The sequence below is a fragment of the Arthrobacter sp. UYP6 genome (assembly GCF_040547315.1).
Taxonomy (GTDB): domain Bacteria; phylum Actinomycetota; class Actinomycetes; order Actinomycetales; family Micrococcaceae; genus Arthrobacter_B.
In genome coordinates this window covers 1-16,334 of the sequence record NZ_JBEPPM010000032.1, presented here as the reverse complement: position 1 = coordinate 16,334, position 16,334 = coordinate 1, and the positions used below count along the sequence as shown (strand labels likewise).

Annotated in this window: 15 protein-coding genes and 1 tRNA gene; 8 read left to right on the top strand and 8 right to left on the bottom strand. The window is 66.5% G+C overall.

Annotated elements, in window-relative coordinates:
• Positions 1 to 93 (bottom strand): transposase (locus ABIB35_RS18395; RefSeq protein ID WP_354183186.1); only part of this gene is annotated, 93 nt, incomplete at its 3' end.
• 53 nt (positions 94 to 146) lie between these two features.
• Here ABIB35_RS18395 and ABIB35_RS18390 point away from each other — a divergent pair.
• From ABIB35_RS18390 to ABIB35_RS18365, 6 genes are all read left to right on the top strand, one after another.
• Positions 147 to 1,435, top strand: a protein-coding gene (locus tag ABIB35_RS18390; RefSeq protein ID WP_354183185.1) for an IS3 family transposase whose coding sequence is annotated in 2 segments (ribosomal slippage) — positions 147 to 420 and positions 420 to 1,435 — 1,290 coding nt in all. Because the reading frame shifts where the segments join, the coding sequence is not laid out codon by codon here.
• Between the two features lie 123 nt (positions 1,436 to 1,558).
• A complete protein-coding gene (locus ABIB35_RS18385) occupies positions 1,559 to 3,061 on the top strand; it encodes a DUF3375 domain-containing protein (protein ID WP_354183184.1) in 1,503 nt (500 codons plus the stop codon).
• Complete coding sequence (locus ABIB35_RS18380; RefSeq protein WP_354183183.1) at positions 3,054 to 3,812, top strand: DUF4194 domain-containing protein; 759 nt, start codon at positions 3,054 to 3,056, stop codon at positions 3,810 to 3,812. The genes ABIB35_RS18385 and ABIB35_RS18380 overlap by 8 nt, the downstream gene beginning before the upstream one ends.
• Positions 3,809 to 7,162, top strand: coding sequence for an ATP-binding protein (locus ABIB35_RS18375; protein WP_354183182.1), 3,354 nt, complete (start codon positions 3,809 to 3,811; stop codon positions 7,160 to 7,162). The genes ABIB35_RS18380 and ABIB35_RS18375 overlap by 4 nt, the downstream gene beginning before the upstream one ends.
• Positions 7,163 to 7,255: 93 nt before the next feature.
• Complete coding sequence (locus ABIB35_RS18370) at positions 7,256 to 7,429, top strand: hypothetical protein (protein ID WP_354183181.1); 174 nt, start codon at positions 7,256 to 7,258, stop codon at positions 7,427 to 7,429.
• Between the two features lie 99 nt (positions 7,430 to 7,528).
• Positions 7,529 to 8,434: an oxygenase MpaB family protein gene (locus tag ABIB35_RS18365; protein WP_354183180.1), complete on the top strand. Its 906-nt coding sequence runs from the start codon at positions 7,529 to 7,531 to the stop codon at positions 8,432 to 8,434.
• A 38-nt stretch (positions 8,435 to 8,472) separates the two neighbouring features.
• On the opposite strand, the gene ABIB35_RS18360 is transcribed toward ABIB35_RS18365, so the two are convergent.
• Positions 8,473 to 9,369, bottom strand: a complete 897-nt coding sequence (locus ABIB35_RS18360) for a LysR substrate-binding domain-containing protein (protein ID WP_354183179.1) — start codon at positions 9,367 to 9,369, stop codon at positions 8,473 to 8,475.
• A gap of 70 nt (positions 9,370 to 9,439) precedes the next feature.
• Here ABIB35_RS18360 and ABIB35_RS18355 point away from each other — a divergent pair, with 70 nt between their 5' ends.
• On the top strand, positions 9,440 to 10,477 hold the full coding sequence (locus ABIB35_RS18355) for a YeiH family protein (protein ID WP_354183178.1): 1,038 nt from the start codon (positions 9,440 to 9,442) through the stop codon (positions 10,475 to 10,477).
• 143 nt (positions 10,478 to 10,620) lie between these two features.
• Positions 10,621 to 11,313 carry a DsbA family protein gene (locus ABIB35_RS18350; RefSeq protein WP_354183177.1) on the top strand — a complete coding sequence of 231 codons (693 nt, stop codon included), beginning with the start codon at positions 10,621 to 10,623 and terminating at the stop codon, positions 11,311 to 11,313.
• A 24-nt stretch (positions 11,314 to 11,337) separates the two neighbouring features.
• Here ABIB35_RS18350 and ABIB35_RS18345 read toward each other — a convergent pair whose 3' ends face one another.
• From ABIB35_RS18345 to ABIB35_RS18320, 6 genes are all read right to left on the bottom strand, one after another.
• Complete coding sequence (locus ABIB35_RS18345; RefSeq protein ID WP_354183176.1) at positions 11,338 to 12,570, bottom strand: beta-ketoacyl-[acyl-carrier-protein] synthase family protein; 1,233 nt, start codon at positions 12,568 to 12,570, stop codon at positions 11,338 to 11,340.
• Positions 12,563 to 12,952, bottom strand: a complete 390-nt coding sequence (locus ABIB35_RS18340; RefSeq protein ID WP_354183175.1) for an AMP-binding enzyme — start codon at positions 12,950 to 12,952, stop codon at positions 12,563 to 12,565. The genes ABIB35_RS18345 and ABIB35_RS18340 overlap by 8 nt, the downstream gene beginning before the upstream one ends.
• A 23-nt stretch (positions 12,953 to 12,975) precedes the next feature.
• Positions 12,976 to 14,277 (bottom strand): class I adenylate-forming enzyme family protein, encoded by a 1,302-nt coding sequence (locus tag ABIB35_RS18335; protein ID WP_354183174.1) that lies wholly within the window; start codon positions 14,275 to 14,277, stop codon positions 12,976 to 12,978.
• A gap of 12 nt (positions 14,278 to 14,289) precedes the next feature.
• Entirely contained in the window at positions 14,290 to 15,147 is an 858-nt protein-coding gene (locus ABIB35_RS18330; RefSeq protein ID WP_354183173.1) for an SDR family oxidoreductase, read from the bottom strand.
• A 103-nt stretch (positions 15,148 to 15,250) separates the two neighbouring features.
• Positions 15,251 to 15,338: transfer RNA gene (locus tag ABIB35_RS18325), tRNA-Ser, on the bottom strand.
• 68 nt (positions 15,339 to 15,406) lie between these two features.
• Positions 15,407 to 16,048 carry a TMEM175 family protein gene (locus ABIB35_RS18320; RefSeq protein ID WP_354183172.1) on the bottom strand — a complete coding sequence of 214 codons (642 nt, stop codon included), beginning with the start codon at positions 16,046 to 16,048 and terminating at the stop codon, positions 15,407 to 15,409.
• Between the last annotated feature and the right edge of the window lie 286 nt (positions 16,049 to 16,334).

Here is a 16,334-nt window from a genome sequence, read left to right as displayed (position 1 = left end):
GCTATTGACCCAGCGGCCCAGAGTGGCCTCGTTCAGCCCAAGTTCCCGGGCAACAGTGGCAACCGCCCTGCCGGTGGTGAGGACCAGCTTCACTGTGAACCGTCCCGGGTTTGATGCCGCTATCTTCTTGGAGAAAGATAGTGACTATGCCCAAGCAGTTCCCGCCCGAAGTCCGTGACCGTGCAGTGCGCATGACCTTGGATCGATTGTCCGAATATTCGTCTGTCTATGCTGCCTGCAGAGCACTGGCACCAAAGCTCGGGGTCGGCCCTGAATCGCTACGCCGCTGGGTTGTCCAGGCCCAGGTTGATGCCGGTGAGAAGACCGGACCGAGCAGCGATGAGCTGGAGGAAATCAAGCGGCTCCGGGCTGAGGTGAGGGACTTGAAAGAGTCCAACGAGATCCTCAAACAGGCCTCGATTTTCTTCGCGAGGGAACTCGACCCTCGCCGCCGCTGATCTGTCGATTCATCGACGAAATGCGCGCTGAAGGTTACGCGGTCGAGTCGATCTGTGCCGTCCTGCGGGAGCAGGGCGTGCAGGTCGCCGCACGAACCTACCGGGCGTGGAAGAAACGCCTGCCAGCCCCGCGCACCATCGAAGACGCCCGCATCACCGATGCGCTCCGCAGTTTGAAAGTCCCCGATGTGAAGGGACGTCCTCGGCCCGAGATCATCTACGGGCGGCGGAAAATGACGCAGTGGCTGCGCCGGAACGGGTTCCCGGAAGCCTCCAAACACACCGTGGACCGGATCATGCGTGAAGAGGGTATGAACGGCCTGATCAGAGGCCGCAAGACCCGCACCACCATCCCCGGCAAGGACGGCCGCCGCGCCGGCGACCTGCTGAACAGGGACTTCACGGCCCCGGCCCCGAACCGGATCTGGGTCACCGATTTCACCTACGTCCCGGTCTACACCGGATTCGTCTACGTCGCTCTGGTCATCGACCTGTACTCCCGGGCGATCGTCGGCTGGGAAACCTCTACCGTCAAAGACACTTCGTTCGTTGAACACTGCCTGCGGATGGCCCTGTGGCGACGCGAACACGCCGGTCGGCCGGTACCGGCGGGACTGATCCATCATTCAGATGCCGGCAGCCAATACACCTCGATCCGTTATACGGACACCCTGGCCCTGGAGGGCCTACAGCCCTCCATTGGCAGCGTGGGTGATGCATATGACAATGCAGCCGCCGAGACCGTAATGGGACTGTTCAAGAACGAGGCTGTCGCGAAGGATTCACCGTTCCGCAGCGGGGCGCTGAAGACCGAAACCGACGTAATGGAGATCGTCTTCGAGTGGGTCCACTGGTACAACAATGAACGCCTGCATTCCGCCCTGGATCACCAGACGCCAGAGGAATACGAGCAGACATATTATGATCTACAAACCGGCCCGTTATCCGACGACGCCGCCAACAAACAGGCGGCATGATTCCCGGGACGGTTCACACCCGCCGCCTCGGCAGCCGCCGCACGCCGATACCGGTTCCGTCAGTCCACCCGGCTAAAATCGAGGAGGCCCGTTTCTCCTCACCGCACGGCCGGAAAGCGCAGTATGTCCTTCATCGAAAACACGGTTGCCCGCTGGGCGGAACTGCAGCGGCTCCAAGCCACTCCGGGCTGGAAACTGACCACGGCCAATCCCTGGGTGCTGGCCCTGTTCCGCGAGGCCTTCGGGCGCACCCGCCCGCAGGTTCCGCTAGAGGAATTCCACAAAATGGCTGACGGGTTCCTGCGCCAGCTGCGCATCTCGGATGTCGCCCTGCGCGAGGACTGGACCGGAAAGAACTACGCCGATGACTGGGTGGCCCGCCGCTTCCTGGCCCGGCCGCGCGTGGACGGCCGCTTCGTCTACGAACTGACCGAATCCTCCGTGCGGTTCCTGTCCTATCTGGACGGCAACACCTCGGACAAGACCAGCCTGAACTCCTCCCGGCTGGCCACGCTGCTGTCCCGGGTGGAAAACCTCGCCCAGGAGACCAATCCGGACCCCGCCGCACGTATCGCGGTGCTCAAAGAGGAAGTGGCCCGCCGCGAGGACATGATCCGCGCCCTCGAGGCCGGAGACGCCCCGGCCCCGGTGGACGGTGAGACCGCCGTCGAAGCCGCCCAGGACATCCTGGACCTCGCCGCGGCACTGCCGGCCGACTTCAAGCGCATGCGCGACGGCCTGGAGAAAATGCTGCACGCCCTGCGCCAGGAAATGGTGGAATCCAACGCCGCCAAGGGCCTGACCATGGGCGAAATCCTCGAAGCCGACCGCAAACTGCGCAACACCAGCGAAGGCCGGACCTACGAAAGCTTCACCGCCTTCCTGAACGACGCCGAACAGCAGGACCGCTTCCGGCACGCCATCGCCGAGGTGCTGGAGCGCGACTTCGCCGATGACATGCCGCCGGAGGATCGGCAGGGCCTGCACCGGCTGATCAGCGACATGCGCGCCCAGGCCACGGAAATCCACCGCATCTACGGCCGGCTCTCCGAGTCCATGCACACCTATGTGCAGAGCGATGAGTACCGCGAATCGGTCCAGCTGCGCCAGCTGATCCGCACCGCAGAAACCGCCATCCACAAGGCACCGCGCAGCAAGCGGCGCACCGCCGCAGTCCCGGCACCCCAGCTGTACGGGGCAGCCTTTGAATCCCTGGGCATGGTGCACCTGTTCAACCCCGAAGACCACGCCCCGCCGCCCAAGCTGCCGGCACCGCCGTCGTTCAGCGAAGCGGACATCCACCGTTCCATCCGCACGCCCAAGGCCAACCGCCGGGCACTGCGCGACGCCGTCACCCGGGCCGCCGCCGCCAGCGGCACGGCCACGGTCGGCGAGGTCTTCGCCCAGCTCGCTCCGGAGGACCGGCACCTGAACAGCATCCGCGCCCTGCTCTCGGCCGCCCTCGAGGCCGGTGCGGAGGACTTCTCCTCCGGTTCCAACGGCGGCAGCACCCCCTCAGGGCTGGCCTCCCGCCCCGAATCCCTCACCTTTACCCAGATCGACGGCAGCGAGCGCACCGCGCTGCTGCCCGCCGTCGCCGTCGCGAAAGCCCCCAGCCATGAGTGAAAGCACCACCGAAACCCCGGAGAGCACCGACTCGGCAGAGTACGCCGAGTACACCGAGCCCGCCGCCACATCCCGGAACGTCCTCGTCGACGGCCCCGAACTGTTCCCCGGCGACACCGGAACCCTGCCGCTGAAACTGCGCCAGGCCCTGATCCGGCTGCTGCGCGGCCCGTACCTGGACGCCACCAGCAGCGACAACGTCTACAACACCGTGGTGGATAACCAGGCCGAGCTGCGCACCCGGCTCAGCGAGCTGTTCCTGACCCTGGTCATTGACGAGGACCGCAAGGTGGCCCTGCTGCGCCCGGTGGACATGCCCGAACCGCACACCGCAGTCCTGCAGCGCCAGCGCGAAATGACCCGCGAGGAAACCCTGCTGCTGCTGCGCATGCGCCTGCTGCTGGACCGGCACGCCGGCACCGGCAACGACGCCGTGATTGCCCGCGCCGACATCGTCGAAATCATCGAGGGTTACGTCGATCCCGGCCAGCGCGACGCCAAGTCCGTCGAAGACGTGGCCGACGCCGCCATCCGCAAACTCGTGCAGGAACGCCGGCTGCTGCTGCCCACCGAGGTGGAGAACGTCTGGGTCATTTCCGGTGCCCTGCCGCTGGCCCTGCCCTACGAGCACATCGGCGACATTGTCACCTTCATGCAGGCCCTGACGGACGCCTCCGGCGAACAGCCCGAACTTCCCGAACCAGTACTGCCCGAACCGACCACAGCCAACGACGGCGAGGACATCGCGTGAGCATCGAAACCACCCTTCCCATGGGCGACCTGATCAATCCCGGCCAGAACCGGCTCTCCTCCGTGCAGATCGTGAACTGGGGAACGTTCGACGGCGCGCACACCATCTACGTGGACCGCGCAGGCACCCTGCTCACCGGTGACTCCGGCGTGGGCAAGTCCACCATTTTCGACGCCATGCTCCAGGTCATGGACGCCCGGCCGAAAATGAACGAGGCCGCGCAGAACAACGGCGGGTCCCTGGCCGAGGAAAAGCGCACCGCGTTCTCCTACATGCGCGGCCGGCTGGGCACCCAGGGTTCCGGCAACGGGACAGGGCCCGACGACGGCGGCACGGCAGGCGCGGACGGCACCGCCTACCAGCGCCCCGGCGCCACCTGGTCCGCCGTCTGCCTGACCTTCGACAACGGGCTCGGGCAGATCACCTCACTCTCCGTGCTCATGGACCTGCCCGCCAACGGCACCGAGCACCACGTGGGCCGGTTCTACGCCGTGCACAACCGACCGCTGGACATCCGCGCTCTGGAAACCGAAATGCGCGGCCGCTTCACCAAGGGCAGCCTCGAAGCGCTGCTGCCCGGCGCCGCCATCTTCGATTCGCACAAGATGTTCGCTGAACGCTTCCGCACCGCCCTGGGGGTGGAGGATGAGAAGGCCTTTGGCCTGCTGCGCATCCTGCAGACCGGCAAGGGCCTGGGCGGCACGGTCAACGACTTCTTCCGCACCAACGTGCTGGACACCCCCAAGACGCTGGCCGCCGCCGATGAAGCGGTGGAGGACTTCAGCCACCTGCGCAGCATCCGCCGGCAGCTTGAACGCGCCCGCCAGCAGCGCGACCACCTAGCCGATGTGCCGGACCTGCACCGGCTCTTCACGACCGCCGACGCCGAGCTGCGGCACAACCGCGCCCTCACCAAGGAGGGACTGCCCGCGTACCGGCAGCGCTTGACCCTGGCCAGCCACGAGCGCGACGTCGCCCGGCTCACCGCGGAAGAGGCCACCGGCGCCCGCGAACTGGCCGCCGCCGAGATCCGCCGCGACGACCTGAAGAAGAAGCTGAACGCCCTCACCGCCCGGTACAGCGAAGAAGGCGGCGGCACCATCGCCACGCTCGAGCGCGAGCTGGCGGCCGCCGTCGTGCAGCTGACCTCCCGCGTGGCACTGGAGGAAACCGCCCGCGGTGAACTGGCCGCGGCCGGCATCGAGGTGGACTTCTCCCCCGCCGGTCTGGTGACCGCCCGTAGCCGCGCCGCCAAGCTGGTGAAGTCCCTGACCCTGGAGGTGGAGGCAGCCCGCGAACGCAGTTCCGATGCCCATGGTCAGGCCTGGCAGCTCAAGGGGCAGATCGCCAAGCTGGAAAACGACATTGGCTCGTTCCGCCGCCGCACCTCCAACATCCGGCAGGAATCCCTGGACCAGCGCGCCAAGATCTGCGCCGCCACCGGCCTGGACGAGGCGGACCTGCCGTTCGCCGCCGAGCTGATCGATCTGGAGCCGGAGCAGCAGCAGTGGCGCCCGGCCGCCGAGCGCACGCTGCGCTCCCTCGCGACCGCACTGCTGGTGCCCGGCGAGCACATGCGCGCCGTCACCCGCTACCTTTCCGAAACCAACCTCAACGGCTTCCTGCGCTGCATCGACGTCAGCGTTCCGGTGGAGGGACCGTCAGAACCCGGACCCCGGGACCTGATCACCAAGCTGGTCACGCAGGACTCCGAGATGGGCCGCTGGGTGGCCCGGAAGATCACCGCGCATTACGACTTTGTCTGCGTGGAGGATCCGGACGAGCTCGCCGGGCTCTCCCGCGGCGTGAGCCTGGGCGGCGCGGTCAAGCGCAACTCCTCCACCACGGAGAAGGATGACCGGCACGCCAAGGCCTCGGACAACGTGCTGGGCTTTGACAACAAGGACACCGTCGCCGCCCTCGGCAATGAGCTGCTGACCCTGCGGGACCGCTACACAGAGGCCGACACCCGCTCCCAGGCGCAGGCCCAGACCCAGGCCGAGCTGGTCAGCCGGCTTGCCGCGGTCCGCCGCGTCGCCGCCGACACCCGCTCGTGGGAGGAGCTCTCCGCCGCCGCCCAGCGCGACGCCGTTGCTGCCGCCACCGATGCGCTGGATTCCGCCCGGGACGCCAACACGGACCTGGACCAGATCCGGTTCGAGCTGGACACCGCTGAGCTGGACTCGACCGCGGCGATCGAGAAGATCGGCGTGCTCAAGGGCGACCTGGCCCGCACCCGCGAACAGCTCGCTGCCGCCACCGGCCGCCGGGACACCCTCGCCGCCAAGGCACTGGGCGCCCTGGACGCCTCCCTGCAGGAAGCGCTGGAGGAACTCTTCGCTCCCTTCGGCGAGATCACCGACGTCGTCCGCCTGCAGGAGGCCGCCGCCGAGGTGGAGCGCACCCTGATCACCGAGGGCGCCCGGCTGGATAAGACGCTGCTGGAAACGAAAAACCGGCTGGAGCGGACCTTTGAGACATTCACGGACAAGTGGGGATCGGACTTCGGCACCTCGGTGGACGCCGCCGGCGCCTACGCCGAGCGGTTCGAGAGCATTGTCTCCGAGGGCCTGCCGCAGCACGAAACCGAGTTCCGGGAATACTTCAACAACCGCACCTATGAGCGGTTCAGCGACCTGCTGGCCCTACTGGACGAGGAACGGCGCAGCATCTCCTCACGCCTGCTGCCGCTGAACTCGGTGCTGCAGCGGGTGGAATACCATGTGGACAGCCACCTGGAGATCGAGGTCAAAACCACGGTTCCCGACGCCGCCCACAAGTTCCGCACCGAACTGAAGAACGCACTGCCCATGATGGGGATGCGGCAGAACAAGGCGGACATGGACGCCCGGTACACCGCGCTGGAGAACCTGGTGGACCGGCTCAAGGACCCGGAGGAACGCCGCTGGCGGGCCGAGGTCCTGGATGTCCGCTCCCACGTGACCATCACCTGCACGCACCGCCTCGCCAACGGCCAGGCATACACCAATCTGCAGGCCTCGCTGATGTCCGGCGGCGAAGGCCAGCGCTTCACCGCGTTCATCATGGCCTCCGCGCTGGCCTACCAGCTGGGCATCGTGAGCCAGGGCTTCAGCACCTACGGCACGGTGATGATGGATGAGGCGTTCGTGAAGTCGTCCCTCTCCTTCGCCGAGGCGTCCATCAACGCGCTGCACGAGTTCGGCTTCCAGCTGCTGCTTGCCGCACCGGAGGACAAGGTGGACCTGTCCCGCTTCCTGGGATCGGTCACCGAAATCCTGCGCGACGACGCCGTCAACCGTTCCGGGGTGCTGCAACGGGAGATCCGCCGCGGGACCGGGTCGGTGCCGGTGAACATCCTGCTGCGGTAGGCAGGCCGACGACGGCGGGGCACGGCCGCCGTCGTCGCCTCCGGCCGGGAAACCAACAAATCTGTAGTGCGCGCCCCTTGTTATCGTGGAGATATGAAACAAAAGCACTTGGTAAATGTCTCCATTGTCGCCGGAGTTCTGTGCATCCTGCTGGGAACTCCGGGACCGCTCGGAAACCTTGCCGGCGTCCTTTGGCCGGCTGCCCTGGTGCTCTTCGCTGCCGCCGTTGCTGCCGGCTTCCGATTCGGGACCAGCGACGCGCCCTGAGTGGTGCTTCGACCCGGAAGCTGTAGCAGCTCCGGGTAACTCGAATTGATCAGTTGCAGCTGCCAGTCTGCACTCAGCGGCCCGGGCCATACTGGAAGGATGGGCAACCTTCTTTCCTCCTGGCGCCGGCAGCTGATCGGCACCTTCAGCAACAACGCCACCGAGATCCCCCAGTGGGAGCTGGAACTCGCCAAGGGCGACGACGCCGGGCATTTTGATCCGGAATCCGCCGTCTGGGCGGTGCACAGCTCCATGACGCCCATCATCGCCGGCATCCGTGCCCTGCTGCTGCAGGCCCTGCATCCCGGTGCGATGGCGGGCGTGCACGACTTCTCCGACTACAAGAACGATCCGCTGGGCCGGCTCGCCGGTACCATCCGCTGGATTTTCACCGTCACCTACGGAGACACCCACGCCGCGAAATCCGGCTCCGACTGGGTCCTGCGCCTGCACGAACGCGTCCACGGCACCTATGAGGACGCCGCCGGCGTCGAACGCCCATACTCGGCGAACGATCCGGAGATTGCCCGCTGGGTGCATCTGGCGTTCACCGATGCGTTCCTGAGCTCCCATCAGCGCTTCGGCGGGCCGATTCCGGGTGGCCCGGATGCCTACGTGGACGAATGGGCGGTGGCCGGGGAACTGATGCGCATCGATAACCCGCCGCGGTCCGAGGCGGAGCTGCGGGCCCAGATGGCAGCGTACGACGGCGAGCTGCGGAACAGTGATTACGTCCGGGAAGCGGTGGGTTTCCTGCGCCGGCCGCCGCTGCCGCGCTCCCAGCTGATGGGTTACCGGGTGCTCTTCGCCGGCGCAGTCGCCTCCCTGGAACCGAAGCACCGGGAACTGCTGGGGCTTCAGGAGCCCCGGATTGGCCCATTCCGGATACCGATGCGGCTGCCGGTCAAGGCCGTGCTGGGCATCATCCGGCTGGGGCTTGGGCCGATGGGCCCCAGTGAGCGGTCCGCCCGCGAGCGTATTGGGCGCTTGGCCGCCCGGCCGTAGCCCGCACCCCGGCCATAACCTGCCGCCTGGCCCGCCCGCTACCGCGTGGCAGCGGCCACGGCCACCAGTTCCAGGGCAACGCCGGAAAGGCGCCGCGGGCCGGCCCAGACGGCGGTCAGCGGCCGGCCAATACCCTGGCCTTCAAAGGGGACCCGCAGCAGCTCGCCGCTGGCAAGCTGGTTCCGCACGGCCAGTTCGCTCAGTGCCGCCGGACCGGCTCCGGCGGCGACGGCCACCCGCACCGCGGCATTGCTCCCCAGTACCTGTGCCGGCTCGGCAACGTCATACCCGGCGAGCACCTCCTGCAGCGCCTCTCGTGTGCCGGAGCCGTGCTCCCGGACCACCAGCGGTGTTTCCGCCAGTTCCTGCAGACTGATCCGGCCTGCACGGTTCGCCCACTCATGGGTGGGGGCGGTCACCACCACCAACTCATCCTCCTGGACCACCATGGCATTGAGCCGGACAGGAACATTCGGCGTCTCCACGAAACCCAGCTGGAGGGCACCCCGCTGCACCTCCTGGATAACCCGGGCCGAATTCTCCACCTGCACCTCTACGCGGGCCTGCGGCAGTCTTCGTTGCAGTTCGGCCAGCCAGGCGGGCAGCAGCGTATCCGCTATGGTGTTGCTGGCTCCCACCCGAAGTTTCATGACGCCGCCCTGGCCGCTGGTCCGCACCACCTCGTTGAAGCGACGCGCTGCGTCAAGCAGTTCCCGGGCCTGGTCCGCCAGCAACAGTCCCCTGGCGGTAGGCACCGAACCGCGCGGGCTGCGGTCCAGCAGGGCTGCATTGAACTTGACCTCCAACTCCGCAATGGCTCTGCTGGCGTTAGGCTGCGTCATTCCCACCTTCCGCGCCCCCGCTCCGACGCTCCCCTCCTCCGCCACGGCCACAAAAAGTTCCAGAACCTGAAGGTTTGGCCACGTATCACTCATATCAAAATCGTATAGGTCCATGTGGATTTGCCGGCTACCGGCCGGGTCAGCCCGGTGACAGCATCAGAATATGCCCATAGACACACAGCACTTAATTCCGGCAACAGCCCGCCGCGGAGGCACCGATGCCTTCAAGAAGTACATCCCGGGGCTGCTGTTATGCGCGGCGGCCACGGCGCTGGCGATCACCGTAAACGCTGCCCTTCCTGCTGCCAGCCCCCTGATCATCGCTATTGTGCTGGGGATCGTGCTGACCAATGTGGTCCGCCTGCCGGCGGCCGCCGGACCCGGCATCACCTTTGCTTCCAAAAAACTGCTGCGTTTGGGGATCGTCTTTCTGGGCCTGCAGCTGGTGCTTTCTGACATTGTCTCGCTGGGGGTGCCTCTGCTGGTTGTCATTGTCTGCATCGTGGCCGGCGGAATTTTCGGCACTATTCTGATGGGCCGCCTGCTGAAAATGAGTCCCGCCCAGGTGCTGCTCATTGCGTGCGGCTTTTCCATCTGCGGGGCCGCCGCGGTAGCCGGCGTTGAAGGCGTCACTGACTCCGAGGAGGAGGACGTGGTCACCGCCGTGGCGCTGGTAGTCATTTTCGGCACCCTCATGATTTTTGGCCTGCCCCTAGTCGCCAGCATGCTGGGCCTGAGCCCTGAAATCAGCGGCATGTGGGCCGGAGGCTCCATCCATGAAATTGCCCAGGTGGTTGCCGCCGGCGGAGTCATAGGCGGCGGAGCGCTGACTGTTGCAGTGGTCGTCAAACTGGCCCGCGTCCTGATGCTCGCCCCCGTTGCCGCAGTCCTGAGCGTTCGCCAGCGCCGGTCCGGCCGGGTTGAGGAGGGACAAAAGCGTCCCCCCATTATTCCCTTGTTCATCCTCGGCTTCCTGGCCATGGTCCTGCTTCGGTCCTTTGTTGACCTGCCCGGCGCCGTGATCCAAGCGGGAAGCTTCACCCAAACCGCACTGCTGTCCGCAGCAATGTTTGGGCTGGGATGCGGCGTCAAAATCCGCAGCCTGATGCGGATCGGGGCCCGGCCGTTCATCCTGGCCACAGCTTCGACCGTCCTCGTGGCCGGAATCGCGCTGGCCGGCATCCTGCTTGTCCAGCCGTGATGGACCGCAGATCGAAATCATACTTTTCTCTGGGAGAAACATCTTCCGGCCCCCGGGCTCCAGTGGAACCATTGATAGTAAGGCAACTGCAGGACAGTAACCGGCCGTGTGCCGCACGGCCTTCCCGACGGCGGAAAGGACCTATGCACAGGACTGCCCCTACCCTGGTACTCGCCTCACTGCTCGCCCTCGGCGGCGTCGCCTCCTGTGCGGCGCCCGATCCGGCACCCGAAGCAACCGTCACGGCCGAAGCATCAGCCAGCGCATCCGCGGTAACCTCATTCACGGCCGAGCAAATGGACCAGCTGGCCCCGGCGGACGCGCGGGCCATCACCAATCCGGACAATCCCCAGGCCACCCTGGTCCTCTTCACCGACTACCAGTGCCCCTACTGCGCCAAGATGGACACCCTGATCCAGCAGGCGCAGGACGACTACGGAGATTCCGTCCGCATCCTCGTGCGGAACTACCCGCTGCCCAAGCACCTGAACGCCGAACCGGCAGCCCGCGCCGTGGAGGCAGCCGCTGAGCAGGGTGCCCTGGAGGAGATGGCATCCTCCGTCTTCGAGCACCAGCAGGACTGGAAGACCGCGTCGGATGTCGATAGCATTTTCGCCTCCTACGCCGAAGATCTAAACCTGGACATGGACAAATTCCGGGCCGATTACGCTTCCGAAGCCATCAAGGAACGTGTGGCCCGGGACCTGCAGGATGCGCAGGAGCTGCAGCTCAAGGGCACCCCCACCCTGATCCTCAACGACCAGGAGCTGCAGCTGCAGTCCGGTGCCTACAGCGAGATCCAGAAGCCCTTGGACGAGGCCCTGGCCAACAACTAAACCGGCCGGCCGGATTCCGGCAGGTCACACGGGCCCGAACGCCACCACGCAGTTCTGCCCGCCAAATCCAAACGCATTGGTCACCGCATACCGGACCGCCCGTTCGCGGGCGGTCCGGGGCACATAGTCCAGATCGCACTCCGGATCCGGATCGGAATAGTTGATGGTGGGCGGAATGACGCCCTCGCCGATCGCGCACGCACACAGCAGCGACGCCAGTGTTCCCGCGGCGCCGATCAGGTGCCCGGTCATCGACTTGGGCGCCGTCACGGCCAGCCGGTCCGCCTCGGACCCGAACGCGGTGCGGATGGCGAGGGTTTCGGTCAGGTCATTGGCCACGGTGGAGGTGCCGTGCGCGCAGATCAGGTCCACATCCGCCGGATCCAGACCGGAGCGGTGCAGCGCCTGCGAGATGGCCCGCGCCGCATATTTCCCGCTGGGTTCCGGGGCCACAATGTGGAAGGCATCGGACGTCATCGCCCCGCCCAGCACCTCCGCATACACCTGCGCACCGCGGGCCCGGGCATGCGAGAGCAGTTCCAGCGTGCACACCACCGCTCCCTCACCGAACACAAACCCGTCCCGGTTCGCATCAAAGGGCCGGGAAGCTTCTTCCGGCGCGTCATTATTTCGGGACAGTCCGCGCATCGCGGTCAGCCCGGCGAACATCACCGGGGTGATGGCGGCGTCGGTACCGCCGGCGACGACGACGTCGGCCTCCCCCGCCAGCAGCGTCCGCCGGGCGTCCAGCAGCGCGTGCGTGCCGGAAGCGCAGGCCAGCGCGCTGGCATTGACCGGCCCGTGCACACCCAGATCCATCGCCACCTCGCAGGCGGGCATATTGGTGAGCGAGGAGGCCACAAAGCTGGGGCTGACCGGCCGCATCCCGCTGCGGTCAAAAAGCCGGGTGGCGTCCTGGATTTCGGGATACCCGGAGACCGCGCTGTTGATGCTGATTCCGGCGTCCAGCTCCGCCAGGGAGGTGCCGAATCCGGCGTCGGCCACTGCCTCCCGGGCCGCGGCCACCGCCAGCTGCGAGGCGCGGGAGGAGCGGTTCAGGCGTTTCACCGGCAGGAGGGCGGCGGCGTCGAACCCCCTGACCTCCGCGGCAATCCGGGTGGGAAAATCCGACGCGTCAAAGGCAGTGATGGGACCGACGCCGCTGCGGCCGTTCTTGAGCGCGTCCCAGGTGTCCGGCCAGCTGTTGCCCAGCGGTGTTACCGCCCCCATGCCGGTGATGACCACGCGTTCATGCACTGCCGGGCTCCTTCCCTGCACTGCCCGTGACCGGGGGCGCAGGCGGCGCCGGGGTCTCCATCCGCCCTGCGGCCCAGTCCTCGGCCGCCGTCTTCGCCACCTTGTAGTGCATCTTCTTGCCGGTGGCGGTCATCGGCACCTCATCCACAAACCGGTAGCCGCGCGGGCGCTTGAAGTCCGCGAGCCCCAGGTGCGCCAGGCAGAACGATTCCAGGTCCGCGGCGGTAAGTTCCGGGTCGCGGCGGATGATGTAGGCGGCAACGCGCTGCCCCCACTTTTCGTCCGGCACGCCCACGACGACGGCGTCCAGCACCCCGGGATGGTCCCCCAGCGCTGCCTCCACCTGGACCGGATGAATGTTTTCGCCGCCGGAGATGATCATGTCATCGGTCCGGCCCAGGATGGTCAGGAACCCGCGTCTTCGTCCCAGGTGGCCAGGTCTCCGGGATAGATCCACCCGTCCAGGAACTTTTCCTCCTCCGCACCCGGAAGATTCACATAGCTGAACCCGGATTTCGGAGAGCGCATGATTACCTCGCCCTCCTCGATGCCGTCCCGGGCGGCCAGCTCGTCGGGGCGTGCCCGGCGGTCTTCGAAGATCTTGACCACGGCGACGTCGTCGTCCGTCAGTGCGCGTCCGGCGGTTCCGGCGCCGGCGGGCAGGTCCTCGGGCCGCAGGAAGGTGTTCCAGAATCCCTCCGTGGTGCCGTAGCCGTTGAAGATGCGCGGGGTGAGCAGCTCCTGGTAGCGGATGGCGGAGGCCCGGTCCAGCGGCGCACCCATGGTGACAATTCCGTTCAGGGTGCTCAGGTCCCGTGGATTCTTCTCCTGCTCCGCGGCGATCATTTCCAGCGTGGTGGGCGCGCCGATCAGGAAGGTCAGTCCCTGCTCGCCCACCCAGTCCAGGACCGTGGCCGCGTTGAAGTTCCGCAGCGGCACCACGCCGGCTCCGATATAGAACGCGGGACAGGGGCCGCCGGAGTGCAGGCCGCCGCGGTGGAACCAGGGCGTCATGTTCAGGGTGCGGTCATACGGGGACAGCGGAAAGTGCATGATCACGTCGTGCGCGCTCATGAGCTCGGCGATGGAGGGCAGGGCGACGCCCTTGGGCATCCCGGTGGTGCCCGAGGTGTAGAAGCGGGTGCTCTCCTCGTAGATGGAAAAGTCCTCCGGCAGTGCCGCGAGCTCGCCGCCGGCCCGGGCGACGGCGTCGTCGAACGGCTCATGCCCCGTGGCATTGACCGCGCCGTTGCCCTCGCCTGTGCCCTCCCCCGCCACCAGTACGGCGGGGTCGACGCCGGCCAGCGCCAGCGCCTGCTCAGCAGTTTTCGCGATTTCGGCGTCAAACACGAACACGCCCGGCTCGCTGTCCTTCAGAATGTGCGCGGTCTCCGCCGGGGCCAGCCGGTAATTGGCCGGCACGCCCACGGCCCCGAGCCGCTGCGCCGCCAGATACAGCAGGGCAAAGTCGATGCCGTTGTAGAGCTGGAAGAGGATCCGGTCACCGCGGCCGATCCCGCGTTCGGCCAAGGCCCGGGCCGCCTGGTCCACCTCCCGCCCCAGCTGCGCGTAGGTCAGCTCCCGTCCGGCGGCCGGATCGCTGATGGCCACCCGGGACGCAAACCGCGAGACGTTCCGTGCGAAACCGGAGGCATAGGTCAGCTCATGCTCGAAGTACTTCTTGAACCGGGCGGGATCGTAAGCCATGGTGCGGTCCTTTCAGGAGGTGACGGTTCCTTTGCGGTGCTCACCGGAGTCGGGCTGGGCTCGCACCGGACGTGGGGGCAGGGCCAGCGCTGCACCCATATCAGCGTGGAAGGGCGGGGACGGCAGGGAAAGCCCTCCGTCCACGGCCAGTGTTTGCCCGGTGATGTATTCGGCGGCCGGGGAGAGCAGGAAGTGGACGGTTTGGGCCAGCTCCCCGGCAGTGGCTGCGCGCTTCTTGGGAATGCTGCGCAGCACGTCCGGCAGCGGAACCTGGCCCTCCAGGCCGTAATAGTGGTCCAGTGAGTCCGAGGCCACCAGCCCGCCGTTCACGGCGTTGACGTTGATGCCGTAACCGGCAAACTCGACCGCCATGTACCGGACCATGGCCTCTACCGCCGCCTTGTAGGAACCCAGCAGGGCATAGGCGGGAAAGACCCGGGTGCTGCCGTAGCTGGTCAGGGCTACGATCCGGCCGCCGCGGTCCATGAGCTGCACGGCTTCCTGGGCACCGGCGACAAAGGCACGGAAATTCACGGCGTAGGCGCGGTCCAGATGGTACTGCTTCAGGTCGACGACGTGCTTAAAGGCCGCCGCTGCCGCGCAGCTGACAAAGTAGTCCACCCGGCCAAAGCGGGAGGCGGCCGCATCGAAAAGGGCGCTGACGCCGTCGGGCTCTTCCAGTTCTGCCTGCACCGCAGTCCCTCCGCCGCCCAGGCGCTTCAGCTCAGTGACGACGTCGGCCGCTGCCTCCGCACTGCGCCGGTAGCCCACCATCACGTGGGTGCCGTTGGCTGCCAGCCGTTCCGCCACCGCGCGGCCGATGCCGCGGGACGCGCCGGTCACCACTGCCACGGCCGGATCCTGCTGCACCTGTCGAAAACTCGAGCCATCTCCCATACCCAGAGACAGTGGCACCGGCGTGAAAACGAAACAAGCCCCACCGGCCGGATAAATCCGGCTGGTGGGGCTTGAGTGGCGGAGGATGGGGGATTTGAACCCCCGAGGGCGTTAACCCAACACGCGTTCCAGGCGTGCGCCATAGGCCGCTAGGCGAATCCTCCAGGCTTTGCTCCGTAAGAAGCAGATATAAGACTACCCGACGCGGTGCCAATCCAACGAATCGGGTGCTTCACGCTTCGTCCGCCTCGGGCCCCGGAAGCCTGCTGCCCCACACCCGAAGACCGGCATTCACTAGTGGAATGGCCAGCCAGCTCAGGATGCCTGCAATCGGATTCAGGAGTGCCACGGGAATGGAGAGCAGGAAAACAGCAGGAGTCACCGGCGCACGGACACGGGCGAACGTGACCAACCGCGGATCCACATCCTCCTGGAACATCTTGTGCCGTCCGGCATAGAGCCACAGGGAAGTGTTTGCGGCCCCGATGAGCCCAAGCGTGGCCGCGTAAATGACGACGCCGATCGCCTGGTCTGCATGGAATGCCAGCATGTCGGTGGCATAACCGAGCAGACCGATGAAGAACAGCAGTACCAGGTTCAGCCGCTGGAACCCGGCGGTGAACCCCTTAAGCAGCCGAAAAAGCCGGTGATGGCTGAGCCAATAGGTGCCAGCGACGGCGAAGGACAGCAGATAAGCGGCGAACTCCGGCCACTGTTCGGCGACGGCCCGCCCCAGATCCCCGTCCGGCACCTGCGGAATCTTGATATCCACTGCAAGAAGCGTCATGGCAATGGCAAACACGGCGTCGCTGAAGAAGGTGGTGCGTTCTACGTCGGTGCCGGACGTAATCCGGCGGAGAAAGGCCTGGTTCATATTCGTTCCGGACACAGGTCCATCTTGGCCCCTGGCGCCCCCGCCCGTAACCCTCAGCCCCCTCCTCCCCCGCGAGATGGCAGTAGATGCTCTTCCCGGGCCCCACACGGGCATCTACTGCCGGTTCGATGAGAACCAGGCGGCGATCTTCCCCCTGAGAGATTCACCACCCACCCCTGCCCAACCCCCATCAAACACGCCACGGGTTAAACAGGTAGGGCCCCGCAACCATGCGGGGCCCTACACTTCAAATATTGTCCGGCGGTGACCTACTCTCCCACATCCT

Bases quoted from the DNA above. Each gene is read 5' to 3' on its own strand.
- ABIB35_RS18385 (WP_354183184.1), top strand. From the start codon at position 1,559: ATGTCCTTCATCGAAAACACGGTTGCCCGCTGGGCGGAACTGCAGCGG.
- ABIB35_RS18380 (WP_354183183.1), top strand. From the start codon at position 3,054: ATGAGTGAAAGCACCACCGAAACCCCGGAGAGCACCGACTCGGCAGAG.
- ABIB35_RS18370 (WP_354183181.1), top strand. From the start codon at position 7,256: ATGAAACAAAAGCACTTGGTAAATGTCTCCATTGTCGCCGGAGTTCTG.
- ABIB35_RS18365 (WP_354183180.1), top strand. From the start codon at position 7,529: ATGGGCAACCTTCTTTCCTCCTGGCGCCGGCAGCTGATCGGCACCTTC.
- ABIB35_RS18360 (WP_354183179.1), bottom strand. From the start codon at position 9,369: ATGAGTGATACGTGGCCAAACCTTCAGGTTCTGGAACTTTTTGTGGCC.
- ABIB35_RS18355 (WP_354183178.1), top strand. From the start codon at position 9,440: ATGCCCATAGACACACAGCACTTAATTCCGGCAACAGCCCGCCGCGGA.
- ABIB35_RS18350 (WP_354183177.1), top strand. From the start codon at position 10,621: ATGCACAGGACTGCCCCTACCCTGGTACTCGCCTCACTGCTCGCCCTC.
- ABIB35_RS18340 (WP_354183175.1), bottom strand. From the start codon at position 12,952: ATGATCATCTCCGGCGGCGAAAACATTCATCCGGTCCAGGTGGAGGCA.
- ABIB35_RS18335 (WP_354183174.1), bottom strand. From the start codon at position 14,277: ATGGCTTACGATCCCGCCCGGTTCAAGAAGTACTTCGAGCATGAGCTG.
- ABIB35_RS18320 (WP_354183172.1), bottom strand. From the start codon at position 16,048: ATGAACCAGGCCTTTCTCCGCCGGATTACGTCCGGCACCGACGTAGAA.